This is a genomic window from Devosia subaequoris, assembly GCF_014197055.1.
Taxonomy (GTDB): domain Bacteria; phylum Pseudomonadota; class Alphaproteobacteria; order Rhizobiales; family Devosiaceae; genus Devosia; species Devosia subaequoris.
The window spans coordinates 319,879-337,195 of record NZ_JACIEW010000001.1 but is presented as its reverse complement, the minus strand read 5'-3'; the positions used below and the strand labels follow the sequence as shown (position 1 = coordinate 337,195).

Below are 17,317 nucleotides of genomic sequence, written 5' to 3'. Positions count from 1 at the left end.
CCTGTTGACCCCGCACCCTGCATTTGCTTGAAGACTGACAACTTATTCCGACCCGCCAAGGTTTGACTTGGCGGGTCGCTGCTGTTCGCGAGTGACGTGATGCTAGAAAAAACCTACCAGCCCGCCGACGTTGAAAGCCGCATCTATGATGCCTGGCTGGACACCAATTCCTTCGCCGCCGGGGCAGGGGCCAAGCCGGGTGCCGAAACCTTCACCATCGTCATTCCACCACCAAACGTAACGGGTTCGCTGCACATCGGGCACGCGCTCAACAATACCATCCAGGACATACTGGTCCGCTTCAACCGAATGCTCAAGAAGGACGTTCTCTGGCAGCCGGGCACCGACCACGCCGGCATCGCCACCCAGATGATCGTCGAGCGTCAGTTGGCCGAAAAGCAGCTCGACCGCCGCACCATGGGCCGCGATGCCTTTATCGATCGCGTCTGGGAGTGGAAATCCGAGAGCGGCGGCACGATCATGAATCAGTTGAAGCGCCTCGGCGCCTCGGCCGATTTCAGCCGCGAGAAGTTCACGATGGGCGATCGCGGCCAGCCCGACGACCAGATGGTGCGCGCCGTCACCAAGGTGTTTGTTGAACTCCACAAGCGCGGCCTTATTTACCGTGCCAAGCGTCTGGTGAACTGGCATCCGGGCCTTGAAACCGCGATTTCCGATCTCGAAGTGGAAAACATCGAGGTCAAGGGCCACATGTGGCACTTGCGCTATCCGCTGGCCGATGGCGTGACCTATGAGTGCCCGGTCACGGACGAAGAGGGCAATGTCACCGGCACGGAAACCCGCGACTACATCATTGTGGCAACGACCCGCCCCGAGACCATGCTCGGCGACGTCGCCGTGGCCGTGCATCCGGAAGACGAGCGCTATCAGGGCCTGATCGGCAAGTTCGTCGAACTGCCTCTGGTCGGCCGCCGTATCCCCGTCGTGGCCGACGACTATGCCGATCCCACCCTGGGCACCGGCGCGGTGAAGATCACCCCGGCGCACGATTTCAACGACTTCGAGGTCGGCGCCCGCGCCGGTCTGGAACCAATTAATGTCTTCACCACGCGCGGGACCATCGTCAGCGATGAATTCGTTCCGGCGGCTTATCGCGGGCTTGATCGATTCGAGGCGCGCAAGGCCATCGTTGCTGATCTGACGGCGCTCGCCGAGGAGAACGCGACGCGCGGTCTCGATCATATTGAAAACAAGAAGATCATGGTGCCCCATGACGAGAAGTCCAAACTTGTCGTCATCGAGCCCTTCCTGACTAACCAGTGGTGGGTCAAGGCCGACGTACTGGCCGAGCCGGCGCTGGCGTCAGTTCGCGAAGGCCGCACCAAGTTCGTGCCCCAGCAATACGAAAACACCTATTTCGCCTGGCTCGAAAACATCAAACCCTGGTGCATTTCACGCCAGCTCTGGTGGGGCCACCAGATCCCAGCCTGGTACGGGCCCGATAACGAGGCGTTCGTCGCTTATGATGAAGCCGAGGCAAAAGCCCTGGCCGAAAAGCACTATGGCAAGCCCGTCGAGCTGACCCGTGATCCGGACGTCCTCGACACTTGGTTCTCGTCCGCCCTCTGGCCGTTTTCGACCCTGGGCTGGCCCGATGAGACGCCTGAGCTAAAGCGCTACTACCCCACTGACGTGCTGGTCACCGGCTTTGACATCATCTTCTTCTGGGTCGCCCGCATGATGATGATGGGCCTCGAATTCCTCGATAAAGAGCCATTCCACACCGTCTACATGCATGCTCTGGTCCGTGACGAAAAGGGCCAGAAGATGAGCAAGACCAAGGGCAACGTCATCGATCCCCTCAAGCTCGTCGACGAATATGGTGCAGACGCTACCCGTTTCACCCTGGCGGCGATGGCTGCGCAGGGCCGCGACCTCAAGCTCGCCATTAGCCGGGTGGAAGGCTACCGCAACTTCGTCACCAAGCTTTGGAACGCCGCGCGCTTCCTCGAAATGAACGAGTGCCGCCGCGTTGAGGGTTATGACCCAACCGTCAACAAACTCCCGCTCAATCGCTGGATCGTCGGCGCCACCGCGCGCGGCGCTGCGGCAGTCCGTGCCGGCATTGAGGACTACAAGTTCAACGAAGCGGCCAACAGCGCCTATGACTTTGTCTGGGGCACCTTCTGCGACTGGTATGTCGAGTTCGCCAAGCCCGTGTTCAATGGTGAGGACGAGGTCGCCAAGGCCGAGACTCGCGCGACCGCAGCCTGGGCTCTCGATCAGATCCTGATCATGCTCCATCCCATGATGCCCTTCGTGACCGAGGAACTCTGGGCCGAAACTGGCAAGTTTGGGCCGGCGCGCGAAGGGATGCTCATCACTACCGAATGGCCCGACCTGGCGGGACTGGAGGACGCCGAGGCCGACGCCGAATTGGCCTGGCTGATCGATGTCATCTCCAATGTCCGTTCAGTACGCGCCGAGATGAATGTGCCCGCCGGTGCCAAACTGCAGATGGTCGTCACCGGGGCAGGGGAGCAGACATTGTCCCGGCTCGTGGCGGGCACCTCGTTGATCTCCCGTCTGGCCCGTCTCGACGAAATCTCACCGAAGAATGACGTGCCGGGCGAGTCGGCACAATTCGTTGTCGGGGACTCCACCTTTGCCTTGCCGTTGGCTGGCGTCATCGACATCGCTGTCGAAAAAGCCCGCCTTGAGAAGGAAGTGGCCAAGATCGACGGCGAAGTCGTTCAGATCGACAAGAAGCTTGGCAATGAGCAATTCGTGGCCAAGGCGCCCGAAGAGGTCATTGAAGAGCAAAAGCTACGTCGCGAGACAGCCGTTGAACGTCGCGGCAGAATTTTGGACGCGCTCAAGCGCCTGATCTAAGAGCCAGACAGGCCCGGCAATGTGCCGGGCCTTTCTAATTGAGGCGATGGCTCAGATGCGCCCCTGCATCGCGTGCAATCCCGCATAGGTTCCGCCCATGGCCATCAATGCATCATGCGTGCCTTCCTCGACGATCCCGTCGCGCGTGAGCACGAGAATGCGATCTGCATGGCGAATAGTGGACAGACGGTGGGCGATCACCAGCGTCGTGCGACCTTTGGCCAGTGACAGCAGGGATTGCTGAATGGCGCGCTCGCTCTCATTGTCCAGCGCACTGGTGGCCTCGTCAAAGATCAGGACGGACGGGTTCTTGAGAAACGCTCGCGCAATGGTCAGCCTTTGCTTCTGTCCACCCGACAGTTTCACCCCGCGCTGCCCGATATCAGTGTCATAGCCTTGGGGCAGGGCCAAGATGAAGTCGTGCGCATTGGCGGCTTTGGCGGCCGCCACGATCTCGTCCATCGAGGCGCCGGCCCGACCATAGCGTAGGTTCTCCGCCACTGTGCCACTGAACAGATAGACGTCCTGCTGAACCACGCCCACATGGCGTCGCAGTGTCGCCAGCGTCGCATTCCGCACGTCCCGGCCATCCAGTGTCACCTTGCCCGCATCGACGTCGTAGAAGCGCGGGATTAGGCTGCACAACGTGCTTTTGCCCACACCGGACGGTCCAACTAGCGCGACAAACTCCCCCGGCCTGATCGATAGAGTAACCCTTTCAAGCACCTTCGGCTCACCTGCCTCATAGCGAAAGCCGACATTGTCGAAGCCGATCGCTCCGGTCACAGAGCCGAGCGGCTGTGCCTGCGGCCGGTCTGCAATGTCCGGCTGCTCTTCGAGCAACTCCATGGCCCGGACAAAACCGGTATAGCCCTCCTGCCAGAGGCGAATAAAATTGTCGAAACGCTTCAGTGGATCGAGCAGCACTCCGACGCAGAGCAGCAGCGTGAATAGCCCCGCCGCATCCATCTCGCCGCCCAGTATGCGGATGGCGCCAAACACGATCACCACGATGGTGACCAATTGGGCAAACGCGTCCATGCCACTCCAGAGCATGGCCTCACTGCGATAGCCCTCGGCCCGCGAGCGCAGGAATTCCGCGTTTTCGACGTCGAATCGAGTCTTCTCATCCCCCTCATTGGCAAAGGACTGCACCACTCTGATGCCGCCTAGCGCATCTTCGACCCGCTCGTTGACCCCGGCGATCCGCTCCTTCGACGTTCGCAACGCCTTGTTCATCCGGTTGTTGAAATAAAATGCGTAACCCATTGCGAACGGGAGCAGGCTGACAATGACCAGTGCAATAAGCGGGTCGATCCAGACGAGCACGGCCAGCGCTCCGGTGAATTTGAGCAGGCTGATCGCCAGGTCCTCCGGGCCATGGTGGAACAACTCCCCTAGCCACAGGGAATCATTGGTGATCCGGCTCATCAACTGCCCGGTGCGCTGCCGGTCGTAAAAGCTGAACGACAGCTTCTGGCAGTGTTCGAACAGTTCGCCGCGCACCTGGGCCTCGATGCGCGCGCCCATCACATGGCCGCGATAGTCGACGAAATAGGTGGCCAGCGCCTGCACTGCAAAAACTACGAGAAGCACGCCGCCCAGCACCAACAATTGCCCGATGGCGTCAGACGAACCGGCTAGCTCAGGCAGTCGCTTAACGATGTGGTTGGCGATCAGCGGCAGGGCGAGCGCCGTCAGCGACACCAGCACGGCGCAGCACAACACGGCACCAAGCAAAGGCAGGTGCGGCTTGTAGTAAGCGAGGAAACGGTGCCAACGGGCACGGTTTCTCGCCGCTTCTTCGCGCGAAACGCTGCGATGAAATGGAAGCTGGAAAGTTGCGCTAGGTAGTTTTCGACCGGCGACTGGCCCGACGGATTTCCTGGAAGGCATGAATGAACTGGTCCTGTTTCAGACAATTGGGCTTCTGGCTGAACAGGATCGTTTTCATCTTTATCTCTCACGCTTGGCGTTGTTCGCAGACTATGGCCACAAGCGGCGGCACGCGCAATGCGGCGACGCAAACCCACAGCATCTGTGACGATTTCGCAACAATGATGCTGATTCAGAATACGGAAATCTCACATCAACGGTTTGGCGATGTTTCCCGCCACAATCTGACCCTAAAGCAGGGCGCATGGCATTCGGGCGGATGCGATCATTCCTCAAAAGGCAGCGAAAACGCGCCTTGGGTTGTGTCGACGTTCCCCATGAACGCAGGACTGATCGAACGGCGCAAAGCGCCAGAAACGGTGGCTATGGACACCCATTTGCGAACCAGAATGGTTCCCCAGGCAAGCGCGCGCCAAGCCGGTGTGTGCCGCGTGGAACATCGTTGTGATGGGACGGGCTGAATGCGGTCACAAAGCGCGTTTACGACTTGTTCAGACTTCGCTTTGCCCGGCCGCGTCATCCGGGCAATATCATCAGTGATAAGATGCGGCATGCCCAACCGGGCTTCCGCAACGGCGAACCCGCCACGGGGATCGTCATTTGGTTGCGCCCGCAATTTTGTGGGCGAAAGGAGTGTTATGCGCATCACTTGGGACAAGTCCCTGGCCTGCGCCGTGTCCGGAGCGATACTGGCCTTTGGCCTGACCGCGCCCGCATATGCCCAGACGGCGGCCGATGCGGCGCTTGGCTTCGCCCGCACGCTCGACGGGACAGGCGCCTTTGTGTCCAATGATACCTATCTGTCCGCGCTTGAGAGCGACGCTGCCGCCGGCCGGCCGCTGGCGCTCTGGCAATTGGGCACGATGTATGAAAACGGCGAAGGGGTCGACAAGGACCCGGTCAAGGCTTTCGGCTATTTCGCGCAGATCGCCAATCAGCATGCCGATACCGCGCCCCGCGGGCTCGAAGCCGATATCGTTGCCAATTCCTTCGTCAAGCTCGGCGAATATTTCCGCATGGGCGTGCCGGAAGCTGGCGTCTCGCAGAACCCGGCCGAATATCATCGCATGCTGATGCACGCAGCCACCTATTTCGGCGATGCCGAGGCGCAATATCGCATTGGCTTGCTCTACCAACAGGAAGACGGCCTCGGTCTGAGCCCTATGCTGTCGGCCCGTTGGTTGCAATCGGCCGCGCACAAAGGTCACTGTCTGGCACAGGCGCAACTCGGCAACCTCCTGTTCAACGGCATGGAGAGCTATCCACCCCGGCCTGCTGAGGGGCTGATGTGGCTGAATTTTGCGCATACCACCTGTCTGGGCACCAGCGACCTGGCTGCGACCGAGGAATTGCTCAATCGCGCAATGTCGGTGGCAACGCCTGAGACCCGCGCCGCCGCTGTTGAAATGGCCAATTCCGGTGTGGTTGTCAGCGCCGAGTTCTGACGTTCAGAAGCTGAATGCGCCTTCTACAGGCACATGGTCACTGGGCTTGTCCCGGCCACGCACATCCTTGTGCACTACGACGTCGTCCAACCTGTCTGCTGCTTGTGGCGAGAGCATCAGATGGTCGATGCGAATGCCGGCATTGCGCCGCCATGCTCCTGCCTGGAAATCCCAGAACGTATAGGCTTCCTCGGCCGTTACGGCCCGCAGAGCATCGGTCATGCCCATATTTCTCAGAATGCGGAACTTCTCAAGGCTTTCCGGCCGGTACAGAGCATCGCCCCACCACGCTTCAGGGTTGTGTGCATCGATCGGTGCTGGAATCAGGTTGAAGTCACCCAGCAGGATGAAGGGTTCTTCTAGCGTCAGGCGTTCCCCGACAAAGCTGTTGAGCCGATCCATCCAGGCCAGTTTATAGGGGAATTTTTCGGTATCCACCGGGTTACCATTTGGCAGGTAGATATTGCACACCCGTACAACGCCCCCGTTGATCGAGAAAACGCCCTCGATCAACCGGGCCTGCTCGTCCTCGTCATTGCCTGGCAAGCCGCGACGCACTTCGTCGAAGGGCAGCTTGGAGAGGAGGGCCACTCCGTTCCAGCTTTTCTGCCCATGGGTTTCCACATTATAGCCCAGCGCTTCAAACGCGGCTTTCGGAAAGCCCTCATCGACCGTCTTGATTTCCTGGAGGCCAACGATGTCCGGCTTTTCTTCCTCCAGCCAGCGCAGCACCAATTCGAGCCGGGCCTTGATGCCGTTGATATTCCAGGTGGCAATGCGCAGGGTCATTGGATTGGGCCTCAGGTCAGGTCGGCATAGACGGCCGCGATGATATCCTTTGGATACCGCCCCGTGCACCCCTCAACTGCCGTATTGCTCATGGAAAGAATGCACAGGCCATTGACCGGGTCGATAAGCCAGGAATGGCCGTAAACGCCGCCCCAATTGATCGTGCCCTTGGCAGATGGCGAATTGGCAGCCACCGGATCGTCGACGATGGCGCCAAGATAACCGAAGCGCTGCCCAGGATCGCGCTCCACATCGCCAATCTGATTTGAGAACGCGCGGGCAACCGTCTCATGCCGGATCGCGCCACCGCCGCCATTGCGCATGGCTTCCAGGAACCGCAGCATGTCTGCAGGTGTGCCCGCCATGCCTGCTCCGCCGGACTGGAAGGCCGATTCGCTGAATATGCGCGACGGCGAGAAGATCAATGATCCGCTGTCGCCTTGAACAACCTGCGGATCTGACATCGGTGTGGGCGGCTTTCCATCGGCGTAGGGTTTGGCCAGTCGTTTCTCGTCGGCGACGAAGAACCCGGTCTCGGCCATGCCCAACGGGCCAGTGATGTGCGCTTTGACTGCGTCATCGAGCGTGCCCCCCTGAACCTGAGCCAGAACAGCACCTAGAACGTCTATCGCCACGGAATATTGCCAGGCCGTGCCAGGCTCGTAGTCGAGTGGGTGCCTTGCAACACGGGTGAAATTGTCTTCCAGACCCCGATCAGTTGGCCCCAGACCGGTTGAGATCGTCGGGTCCTGTGGGTAGCCGTAGGCGAGGCCGGCTGTGTGCGTGAGCAGATGATGGATTGTGATCTCTGCTTCCCGTCCGTCCTTTAGACGCGGCGCAAACCATGGAATATGCCGGCTCACCCGGTCGTCCAGCCCGATCAGTTCCTTATCCACCATGGCCAGGGCCGTCGCTGCAACAATGGGCTTGGTGAGCGAGGCCAGCCGATAGATCGCGTTGTCGATCATTGGGCGATCGGCTTCCCGATCAAACCAGCCCGCGCTGCGTTGATAAACGACATCCCCGTGACGCGTGACAATCACCTCCGCACCGACAATCGTCTGATGGGTGATGGCAGCATCCATCACGGCGTCGATGCGGCTGGTCATGTCTTTGATTCCTCCTGTTCTGGCCGGACCTTAGCGCCCGGTACACAGGAGTTGAAGCTTAGACGGCGAAACTGGTTCCGCACCCGCAGGAGGCGACTGCATTGGGGTTCTTGATCTGGAATGACTGGCCGACCAGGTCATCGACGAAGTCGATCTCGGCCCCTCCCATGAATTCAAGGCTCAGGGAATCGATCAGCACGGTAGCGTCGCCCTTTTGCAGCACAAGATCATCCTCGCTCGCTGTTTCCTGCACCAGATTGTACTCGTACTGGAAACCCGAACAGCCGCCACCGGCCACCGAGACGCGCAGCACCGTGCCAGGCGCTTCCTTGGACAGGATGCGCGACACACGCTTGGCGGCGCGGTCTGAAAGGGTTACGGCAGGGGCTTCGGCAAGTGCGGCGTCGGTCATGGGATATCCCGGGTCAGTCGTAATGTCATAACGCTCGTCCTAAGATAGGCGTTCAATGCGCCGTTGCAAAGGCCCGGAAGAGACCAGATGAGAGACACCGCCTCCTACGCCAGCAAGTCCTCCCAATCCATCGGACGACTTTTTGGCGCCGGCGCAAGCCCTACACGCTCCGAATACCAGCGCGATCGGGACCGGATCATCCATTCGACCGCCTTCCGGCGTCTGCAGCACAAGACCCAGGTATTCCTCGCCCATGAAGGACGGCACTTCCGCAATCGCCTGACCCACACATTGGAAGTCAGCCAGATTGCGCGCTCCATTGCCCGGGCGTTGCGTCTCGACGAAGATCTGGCTGAGGCCATCGCCCTCAGTCACGATCTAGGCCACACCCCGTTTGGCCACGCCGGTGAAAGGGCGCTCGACCGGGCTATGGAGCCCTATGGCGGGTTCGATCACAACGTCCAGGCGCTGCGCGTCGTTACACGCCTCGAAAACCGCTATGCCGAGCATGACGGGCTGAACCTGACGTGGGAAACGCTTGAAGGCATACTCAAGCATAATGGCCCGCTGCCGCATCTGGTGGACCTCGCCGAAATTCCGGCACCGGCCGATCTGCGCGTCGCTACCTATGCCAGTCTTGAGGCGCAGGTGGCTGCCATTGCGGACGATATCGCCTACAATGCGCATGACATCGACGATGCGCTGCGCGCCAACCTCGTGACGCTACAAGACTTTATCGGTGTGCCCATGGCCGGGCCCATCGTTGAGGAAGTGCTGGAGCGCTATCCCGACATCGCCGTTAAGCGCCAGACCCATGAAGTCCAGCGCCGGATGATCACGCGGGCCGTCGAGAATGTCATCGCCACCAGTTCTCAGAATATCGAGGCGATCGGGGTCAAATCGCCCGAGGATGTGCGGTTGGCGGGGCGGACCCTGGTACAGTTCTCTCCGGCGATGGCCGCCGATGAAAAAGCACTGAAGGCCTTCCTCTTCGCACGCGTCTATCGCCATGAAGATGTCATGGTGCCGGTCCGTGAAAGCGAGACCGTGGTGGAGCGACTGTTCGCCGCCTACATGGCAGACGCGGACATGCCGGGCCGCTGGGGCGAGGCGGGCAGGGCGGTCTCGGGGACAGGTCGTGCACGCATCGTCGCCGATTTCATCGCCGGCATGACCGATCCCTACGCCCTTGATGAACACCAGCGTCTGTTTGACGCTCGACCGGAATTCCGTTAACCCGGCGCCACAGGAGCGTTTCCCGCAAAAAGTGGTTCCACTTTCCGGTTGGGGAGCGTGACCAGGACAGTCTCCCCACAGGTTTGACATGGACATCTTCGCCCTCTTCACCACCCGGGTCATCGAGGCCCTGCGTGCCGACTATCCCCAGCTCGAAAACGAGCTGCTTGCGCGCGTGGTGGTGGAGCCGCCGCGCGACCCCGCCCATGGCGACCTGTCAACCAATGCAGCGATGGTAGTTGCCAAGCCGTTGGGCAAAAACCCGCGCGAAGTGGCGTCCGGTCTGGTGGAACGCTTCAAGTCTACGCCCGACGTCACCTCGGTGGAAGTCGCGGGCCCCGGTTTCATCAATTTCCGTCTTGTAGATTCGATCTGGCATCAGGTGCTTCGGGCAGTCGGCGCACAGGGCGAGAACTTTGGGCGATCCGATCTAGGCAAGAATGAACGGGTCAATGTCGAATTTGTGTCTGCCAACCCCACCGGTCCGATGCATGTGGGGCATACCCGCGGCGCGGTGTTCGGCGACGCCTTGGCTTCGCTCATGGCTTGGTCGGGTTACGATGTGACACGCGAGTATTACATCAACGACACCGGCGGCCAGACCATTATCCTTGGCCAGTCAGCCATGTTGCGCTATCGCGAAGCGCTCGGGGAAACCATCGATATACCGCCCGGCTTCTATCCCGGCGACTATCTGGTGCCTGTGGGCAAGGCGCTGGCGTCCGAGTACGGCCGGTCCTTGCTGGACATGCCCGAGCAGGAAGCGGTGCTGATCGCGCGCGAAGCGGCCCTTGCCGCCATGATGGAATTGGTCAAGGCCGACCTGGCCCAGCTTAACATTCATCACGACGTATTCTTTTCCGAGCGCACCCTGCATGGGCAGGGGGGCGACATCCAGAGCACGTTGGATTGGTTGCGCGACGAAGGCATGGTCTATGAAGGGCGCCTCGAGCCCCCCAAGGGCAAGGCGCCCGAGGAATGGGAAGATCGCGAGCAGACCCTGTTCCGCGCCACTGACTATGGCGACGATACCGATCGCGCCCTGATCAAATCCGACGGCTCCTACACTTATTTCGCGGCTGACATCGCCTATCACCGCAACAAATATCTGCGCGGCTTCAAACACATGATCAATGTGCTCGGCGCCGACCACTCAGGCTATGTCAAACGTCTCCAGGCGGCGGTTAAGGCCGTCTCGCAGGGCGAAGCAGATATTGATGTGCGCATCTGCCAACTGGTTCGGCTGCTCAAGAATGGCGAGCCATTCAAGATGTCCAAGCGCTCGGGCGATCTGGTCACCCTGGCCGACGTTGTTGATGAAGTTGGCGCCGACGCGACCCGCTTCATGCTGCTGTTCCGGCGCAACGATGCGTCGATGGATTTCGACTTTGCGCTCGTCAAGGAACAGACACGCGATAATCCGGTCTTCTACGTCCAATACGCCCATGCGCGGGCCTGCTCGATTTTCCGCACCGCCGAGCGTGACATGCCTGGGCTCGATGCGTCGCCGGCTGCGCTGGCCGGCGCAGAACTGGAACTTCTTGGCAGCGCTGCAGATATCGAGCTGATCCGGCTCCTGGGCGCCTGGCCGCGCACCGTGGCTGCCGCCACGATCGCGCATGAACCGCACCGGATTGCCTTCTATGTACACGAGCTTGCAGGGGCCTTGCATGGCTTCTGGGCCAAGGGCAAGGATGACCCGCAGTTACGATTTGTTAACCCTTCGAGCCCGAAGTTGACCCTAGCGCGACTCGCACTTGTCGACGCCGTTCGTCAGGTAATCCGCAACGGCCTAGGGATTTTGGGGGTCTCTGCACCCGAAGAGCTTTCATAATTCGGGCGCATTGGTGTGAAAATACGCGGAAAATCCTTGACAGGACATTCCGCATTCTAGGGGCGCTGCAAGATGACGTCAGCGAAACCGCAATCGATGGCCGCACAGACTGAAGCACCCGACGATCTTATTGCCGAGCTGGCGCGCCTGATGGCCGATGAGGCCCGCGGCGACCAGCCGCAACCCAAGGTACAGTCGCCGCCTGTGCGCATTCCAGGAGAGCCCCAGGCGGAACCTGCGCCACGCACCGACCCGACGTCCGGCGCCGCCGGCCAGACGGCCCAGCCCAATTCGGTGCCGGTACGTATCCCCGGCGCCGACGCGACATCCGCCGCGCCGAAACTCGAGCCATTCTCTTTCGAATTTGGTCTTGATGCAGGACAAGCCAGCGCCGCCACTAGCGCTGCTGCCACGCAGGCGCCACAGCAGGCTGAAGAAACCACGGACGAACCCGACGACGAAAAACTGGCGCCGCTGGATCAGGATAGCCTTGCTGACCTGATCGCAGCTGAACTGGCGACAGATATCTCGGTCCCGGAACCAGTCGAAGCACCGACCGCGCCCGAACCGAAACTCGAGCCGCTCGCCCGCAGCGACGACAATTTCGTCACGCCGCCCATCTTCGGTCTTGGCGATAACGCGACAAAGCCGCAGGCCCCGACGCTGTCCGACCCGGTAGCCGTGCGGCAGCAGCCGGTGGCTTCTGCAGCGCCGGAGCCGGTCCAGCCCAAAAAAGCCGACGACACAGTCGATCCGCTCGATGAAATCGAGCGCCTGGTCGGTCCGGCTGTTCGCATGGCACCACCAGCCGCCGCACCGGCAAGTCCGGCCCTGCGCAGCCTCGCAACCCCGACGGTCGCCACCCCGGCACCGGCAAAGGCAGTTGAGCCGACACCCGTGGCGCCAAAGCCTGCCGAACCGGCACCATCGGTCCGCACCGATGATATGAGTTCGGTAGACGAGGCCATTCTCGCGGCGGCTGCAGCGACCGGTGCCCATGTGGAATGGGTCAACGGCAGTGATGGCGGCACTCCCGATACCACCACGCCTGAGACCGAAGCTCTGGCCGAGCCGCAGCGTGAACCGCGCCGTATGAACCGGGCGGTGGTCGGACCTTTGGTGGCCGTCAGCCTGCTGGCCGCAGCCGGATTTGGTCTCTATTGGGTGCTGGGGCAGGGTGGACCGGCCAGCGGTCCGGCACCATTGCTGGTCGCCGACACCACCCCGACCAAGGAAGTGCCTGAGGTCGAGCAAACAACCGAAGCACCGCAATCTGTGGTGTTCAACGAGATTTCTGGTGCCAATACCGGCGACGGCGAACAATTGGTATCGCGTGACCAGGCCGATACCGAGGCCGTGGTCGCAGCCAATAGCGCCCCCACCAATGTCGGCGTAATCTCCGACGCCGAAACAACCACTGTCGACCCCAATCAGGACGGCCTCGTGAATCGCAAGGTGCGTACCGTGACCGTGCGACCAGACGGCACCATCGTCAGCGGAGATGACAGCCTTGCCGGTTCGGCCATTCTGCCTGTCGACCGCCCCGATGTCCCCGAAGTGCCGGGCGCCGACTTCTCGACCCCCGACCTGATTGCCAGCGCGCAGACCGACACCCCTACACCCGCTGCCGCCACCGAGACGGCACCGGAAACTCTGGTCCCGGCGACCGATGTTGCTGAACCGGGTTCGGACGTAACCGTGGTCGACGTTACAGGAACTGCCGTGCCGGGGCGCACCGTTCGCGTGCCGATGGAACGTCCATCCGATTTCGCCGCCCTGGCTTCGGCTGCTATTGCCGCTGCAAATGCCAGGCCAGCCCCGGCACCGGTTGCGGCTGCACCCGCGGCAACAGCACAGCAACAGGTCGCCGCAACCCCCTCGGGTGGCTCGGCCTCGGCTTATGTACAATTGGCCTCTCAGCGCAGCGAAGATGCCGCCCGCCAGTCGGCCCAGGCCATCGCGACCCGCTATGGCGTGCTGTTCGGCGGCGCCAACTTGGAAATCCAGCGTGTCGATCTGGGCGAACGCGGCATTTACTACCGCGTCCTGGTGCCCGCGAATTCGCGCGAAAGTGCAGCGAACATCTGCACCAATGTGAAGGCGGCCGGCGGCGATTGCCTCCTGCTCTAAAGCCGACATCGGTCCTTGCTTGACGCGTCCTGCGCCAGCGGACAAGGATGACGCATGATCGCCATCCTGATCGGCAGCCCATGACACAGGCAGAAACCAATTGGTTCGACCCACCGGCGCCGTCGGCCACTGAAGACGTGCTGCGGGTCGATGTGGGGGGATATGAAGGGCCGCTGGATCTGCTTCTGGATCTGGCGCGGCGCCAGAAGGTCGACCTCTCGGGTATTTCCATCCTGGCGCTCGCCGAACAATATCTCAGCTTCATCGACAAGGTGCGCGAGCGTCGCATTGAGGTCGCCGCCGATTATCTCGTCATGGCGGCCTGGCTCGCCTATCTTAAAAGCCGGTTGATGGTACCCCAGGCCCCGGGAGACGATGAGCCGAGTGGCGAAATGCTCGCCGCCATGCTGCAATTCCGGCTCAAACGCCTGGAAGCCATGCGCAACGCCGCTAACCGGTTGATGAACCGGCCGCGCCTGGGCTTCCAGATCTATCCGCGCGGCGCGCGTGAGCCCATGGAGATTTCGCGGCATGCGATATGGGAGGCGAGCCTCTACGACCTGCTCAAGGCCTATTCGAGCCAGCGCGAACGGGGCATCACCAGCGATTACGCCCCGCGCCTGCGCACCGTGTGGTCCTTGCAGGACGCGCGCGATATCCTCGAGCGGCTGATTGGCGAAAGCCAGGAGTGGATTTCGCTCGACGCCTACCTGGTCGACTATCTTTCGACACCCGCAGAACGGGCCACTGTTCGTGCCTCCTCCTTCGCGTCGAGTCTTGAACTGGTGAGGCAGGGGCAGATCGACATCCGCCAGACCGAAACCTTTGGCCCTCTGTTCATGCGCCGTCGGCGGAGTGAAAGCAGTGAGTGATCAACAGAGCGGCGAGCAACCAGGCGAAGTCCTGCGTCGCCATTTGCGCATTCTCGAAGCGCTGCTTTTCGCTTCGGACTTGCCTTTGCGCCCCTCCGACCTAGCACCCTATCTGGGAGAGGGCGCCGATGTGCCGGCGCTGCTGCAGCGTCTGCAGGAAGCTTATGCTGAACGCGGCGTCAATCTGGTCCGGCGCGGCGAGGGATGGGCATTTCGCACCGCCGAAGACCTTGGCTTCCTGCTCCGGCGCGAGGAACACGAGACCCGCCCATTGTCGCGAGCCGCCCTCGAAACGCTCTCCATCATCGCCTATCACCAACCCGCGACACGAGCCGAAATCGAGGAGGTGCGCGGCGTCGCTACGGGCAAAGGCACACTCGATCTGCTGATGGAGGCCGGCTGGGTGCGCATGCGCGGCCGTCGGCGCACCCCGGGTCGGCCGGTGACGTACGGTACCACGGATGCATTCCTCGATCATTTTGGCCTGGAAAGCCTGTCAGACCTGCCCGGACTGGACGAACTGAAGGGGGCGGGTCTCCTCTCCGGTCGCCTGCCGGCCGATATGCAGATTCCATTGCCGCTCGACGGCGCCCTGCGAAACGACGAAGATCCACTCGATCCCGCCGATCCGGGTGATCTGGAGCCCGAAGATGAGGAAACGTGATCGCTAAACGGGTTTTCCCTCGCACGAAACGGAACACGTTCTTGTGTTCAGGTGCATTTGAACCTATTTCTCGGTCTATCTATCGCGTGTAACGCGTAACAGAGTTCTAGGGAGACCATCATGCACGCGCCGTCTATTTGGGGCATTCTCGTAGTTGCCGTCGTCGTTATCCTGCTGTTCGGCCGCGGGAAGATTTCCGGCATGATGGGAGAGGTTGCCTCGGGCATCAAAGCCTTCCAGAAGGGTATGAAGGACGACGACAAGCCCGCTGAGCGTCTGCACGCGGATGCACCCAGCACCGTCGATGCCAAGGAAGTGGACAAGAGCAAGGACGCCTAAGCGAACTGCATTGTCCCATTCCAAGCGTGGCGGCCTGGCCGTCGTCCGGAGACTGAATAAATGCTCGGCCTAGGCTGGACAGAAATGCTGGTGATCGGCGTCATGGCGCTGATCTTTATCGGCCCGAAGGACCTGCCCGTTGTCATGGGCCGGGTTGGCAAGGTGATTGGTCAGGTTCAGCGTATGGGACGCGAGTTCCAGCGCGAGATCAATAAGACCACCGGGCTTGATGAGGTGCGCAATTTGCGGTCCTCGATCACCTCGCCCCTCAAGAAGACAGCTGACGAGATCCGCAAGGACTTCAACAGCATTGGCAAGGACGGCAAAGAAAGCCCCAGTGGTGCTTTGAAGCCGACCGACCCCCAAGAAGAGAGTGTCGTCGAGGCTATTCAGCAGCAGGTCGGCATGGCGCCCGCCAAAAAGTCTGCTGACGAAATGGCCGCCGAATACGGTTTCACCACCAAAAAGGCAGAGCCAGTGAAAGCACCGGCTCGTGCGTCGCGGGCCGCGACTGCCAAGGGGAGCACTGGTAAAACCAGCACCCCCAAGCCTGCTGCAGCGAAAGCCACGAGGGCCAGATCATCGGCGGCTAAGTCGGCCCGCAAACCGGCCGCCAAATCTTCGGTCGCCACGCCTGCTGCAGCAGAGGCGCCTACCGCTGAGGCTTCAGCCAGCCAGCTGGACAAGCCTGCCACTCCGCGTGCCGCGCGCGGCGCAACCGCGACGGCCAAAAAACCCGTGCGCAAGACGCCAGCAAAGGCAGCCGATCAGGGCGACAAACCGGCCAAACCCCGCGCGACGCGTAAAAAGACTGCCGTAACGGCCGGAAAGACAGAATAAATGGCCGATACGCAGTCCAAGATCGAAGACAAGAGCAATCCCGGGGTCGATGACGAACTCGCCGGCAGCGAAGCGCCGTTGCTTGAACATTTGACCGAACTGCGCAAGCGGCTGATCCGCAGTGCCATCGCAGTGGTGGCCCTGATGATGGTTTGCTTTATTTTCGCAGGACAGATCTTTGACATCCTGCTCAACCCATACCGCTCCATCTATCCCAATCCGGGTGACATGGAGCTGATCTATACGGCCCCGCAGGAATTTTTCTTCACCCAGCTTAATCTTTCGCTGTTCGGCGCTGTCTTCCTGGGCTTTCCCTATGTGGCTACCCAGATCTACGGCTTTGTGGCGCCGGGGCTCTACAAGCACGAGCGCAAGGCGCTGATCCCGTATCTTGTCGCCACACCGGTGTTCTTCCTGCTTGGCGCATCCATGGTCTATTTCGTCGTGCTGCCGCTCGCGCTTGGCTTTTTTGCCGGCATGCAGACCGACGAAATCAAACTTCTGGCCAGGGTGTCCGAATATCTCGGGCTCGCCACCACGCTCATATTGGCGTTTGGCATTTGCTTCCAGTTGCCGGTCGTCCTGACGCTGCTGGCCCAGATCGATCTGGTCAATGTGGAGATGCTTCGCAAGGGGCGCCGTTATGCCATCGTGGGCATTCTGGCCCTGGCCGCGCTTGTGTCTCCGCCTGATCCGATCTCGCAGATCGGTCTTGCCATGCCGATGTATGCTCTCTACGAACTCGCTATCCTGTCGGTTCGCTACGTGCAGAAGCGCCGCGAGGCGGCCTTGGCCGCACAGGATGCAGAGCTGTCTGGCTCATCCTCTGATTAGCTGCGCTCTTTTCGGGCGCAGTCTTTTGTGCCCGAAGCGCTCGCAGGCGTGTTCCGGGCTCGTC

Annotated in this window: 15 protein-coding genes; 11 read left to right on the top strand and 4 right to left on the bottom strand. The window is 61.1% G+C overall.

Annotated features, from left to right (window positions below):
• The first annotated feature begins 99 nt into the window (after positions 1-99).
• A complete protein-coding gene (locus GGR20_RS01625; protein ID WP_183309486.1) occupies positions 100-2,853 on the top strand; it encodes a valine--tRNA ligase in 2,754 nt (917 codons plus the stop codon).
• A gap of 51 nt (positions 2,854-2,904) precedes the next feature.
• On the opposite strand, the gene GGR20_RS01620 is transcribed toward GGR20_RS01625, so the two are convergent.
• A complete protein-coding gene (locus tag GGR20_RS01620) occupies positions 2,905-4,749 on the bottom strand; it encodes an ABC transporter ATP-binding protein (protein WP_183309485.1) in 1,845 nt (614 codons plus the stop codon).
• A gap of 2 nt (positions 4,750-4,751) precedes the next feature.
• Here GGR20_RS01620 and GGR20_RS01615 point away from each other — a divergent pair, with 2 nt between their 5' ends.
• Entirely contained in the window at positions 4,752-5,210 is a 459-nt protein-coding gene (locus tag GGR20_RS01615; protein WP_183309484.1) for a hypothetical protein, read from the top strand.
• 177 nt (positions 5,211-5,387) lie between these two features.
• Positions 5,388-6,194 carry a tetratricopeptide repeat protein gene (locus tag GGR20_RS01610; RefSeq protein ID WP_183309483.1) on the top strand — a complete coding sequence of 269 codons (807 nt, stop codon included), beginning with the start codon at positions 5,388-5,390 and terminating at the stop codon, positions 6,192-6,194.
• 3 nt (positions 6,195-6,197) lie between these two features.
• Here GGR20_RS01610 and xth read toward each other — a convergent pair whose 3' ends face one another.
• From xth to GGR20_RS01595, 3 genes are read right to left on the bottom strand one after another with little or no spacing between them, the layout of a single operon-like run.
• Positions 6,198-6,977, bottom strand: coding sequence for an exodeoxyribonuclease III (xth, locus tag GGR20_RS01605; RefSeq protein ID WP_183310033.1), 780 nt, complete (start codon positions 6,975-6,977; stop codon positions 6,198-6,200).
• Between the two features lie 17 nt (positions 6,978-6,994).
• The gene (locus GGR20_RS01600; protein ID WP_183309482.1) at positions 6,995-8,092 is read right to left on the bottom strand and encodes a serine hydrolase domain-containing protein; all 1,098 of its coding nucleotides are present in this window, start codon (positions 8,090-8,092) and stop codon (positions 6,995-6,997) included.
• 58 nt (positions 8,093-8,150) lie between these two features.
• Complete coding sequence (locus GGR20_RS01595) at positions 8,151-8,504, bottom strand: HesB/IscA family protein (protein WP_183309481.1); 354 nt, start codon at positions 8,502-8,504, stop codon at positions 8,151-8,153.
• 87 nt (positions 8,505-8,591) lie between these two features.
• Here GGR20_RS01595 and GGR20_RS01590 point away from each other — a divergent pair, with 87 nt between their 5' ends.
• The 8 genes from GGR20_RS01590 to tatC all read left to right on the top strand — a co-directional run bounded on the left by GGR20_RS01590 (position 8,592) and on the right by tatC (position 17,253).
• The gene (locus GGR20_RS01590; RefSeq protein ID WP_183309480.1) at positions 8,592-9,740 is read left to right on the top strand and encodes a deoxyguanosinetriphosphate triphosphohydrolase; all 1,149 of its coding nucleotides are present in this window, start codon (positions 8,592-8,594) and stop codon (positions 9,738-9,740) included.
• Between the two features lie 88 nt (positions 9,741-9,828).
• Positions 9,829-11,574, top strand: a complete 1,746-nt coding sequence (gene argS / locus GGR20_RS01585; protein WP_183309479.1) for an arginine--tRNA ligase — start codon at positions 9,829-9,831, stop codon at positions 11,572-11,574.
• A gap of 72 nt (positions 11,575-11,646) precedes the next feature.
• Entirely contained in the window at positions 11,647-13,704 is a 2,058-nt protein-coding gene (locus GGR20_RS01580; protein ID WP_183309478.1) for an SPOR domain-containing protein, read from the top strand.
• Between the two features lie 80 nt (positions 13,705-13,784).
• Positions 13,785-14,576 (top strand): segregation and condensation protein A, encoded by a 792-nt coding sequence (locus tag GGR20_RS01575; protein WP_183309477.1) that lies wholly within the window; start codon positions 13,785-13,787, stop codon positions 14,574-14,576.
• On the top strand, positions 14,569-15,240 hold the full coding sequence (scpB, locus tag GGR20_RS01570) for an SMC-Scp complex subunit ScpB (protein WP_253560038.1): 672 nt from the start codon (positions 14,569-14,571) through the stop codon (positions 15,238-15,240). The genes GGR20_RS01575 and scpB overlap by 8 nt, the downstream gene beginning before the upstream one ends.
• Before the next feature lie 120 nt (positions 15,241-15,360).
• Entirely contained in the window at positions 15,361-15,579 is a 219-nt protein-coding gene (locus GGR20_RS01565) for a twin-arginine translocase TatA/TatE family subunit (RefSeq protein ID WP_104894486.1), read from the top strand.
• A 60-nt stretch (positions 15,580-15,639) separates the two neighbouring features.
• Entirely contained in the window at positions 15,640-16,419 is a 780-nt protein-coding gene (locus tag GGR20_RS01560; protein WP_183309475.1) for a twin-arginine translocase TatA/TatE family subunit, read from the top strand.
• Positions 16,420-17,253, top strand: coding sequence for a twin-arginine translocase subunit TatC (gene tatC / locus GGR20_RS01555; RefSeq protein ID WP_183309474.1), 834 nt, complete (start codon positions 16,420-16,422; stop codon positions 17,251-17,253).
• Positions 17,254-17,317 lie beyond the last annotated feature (64 nt).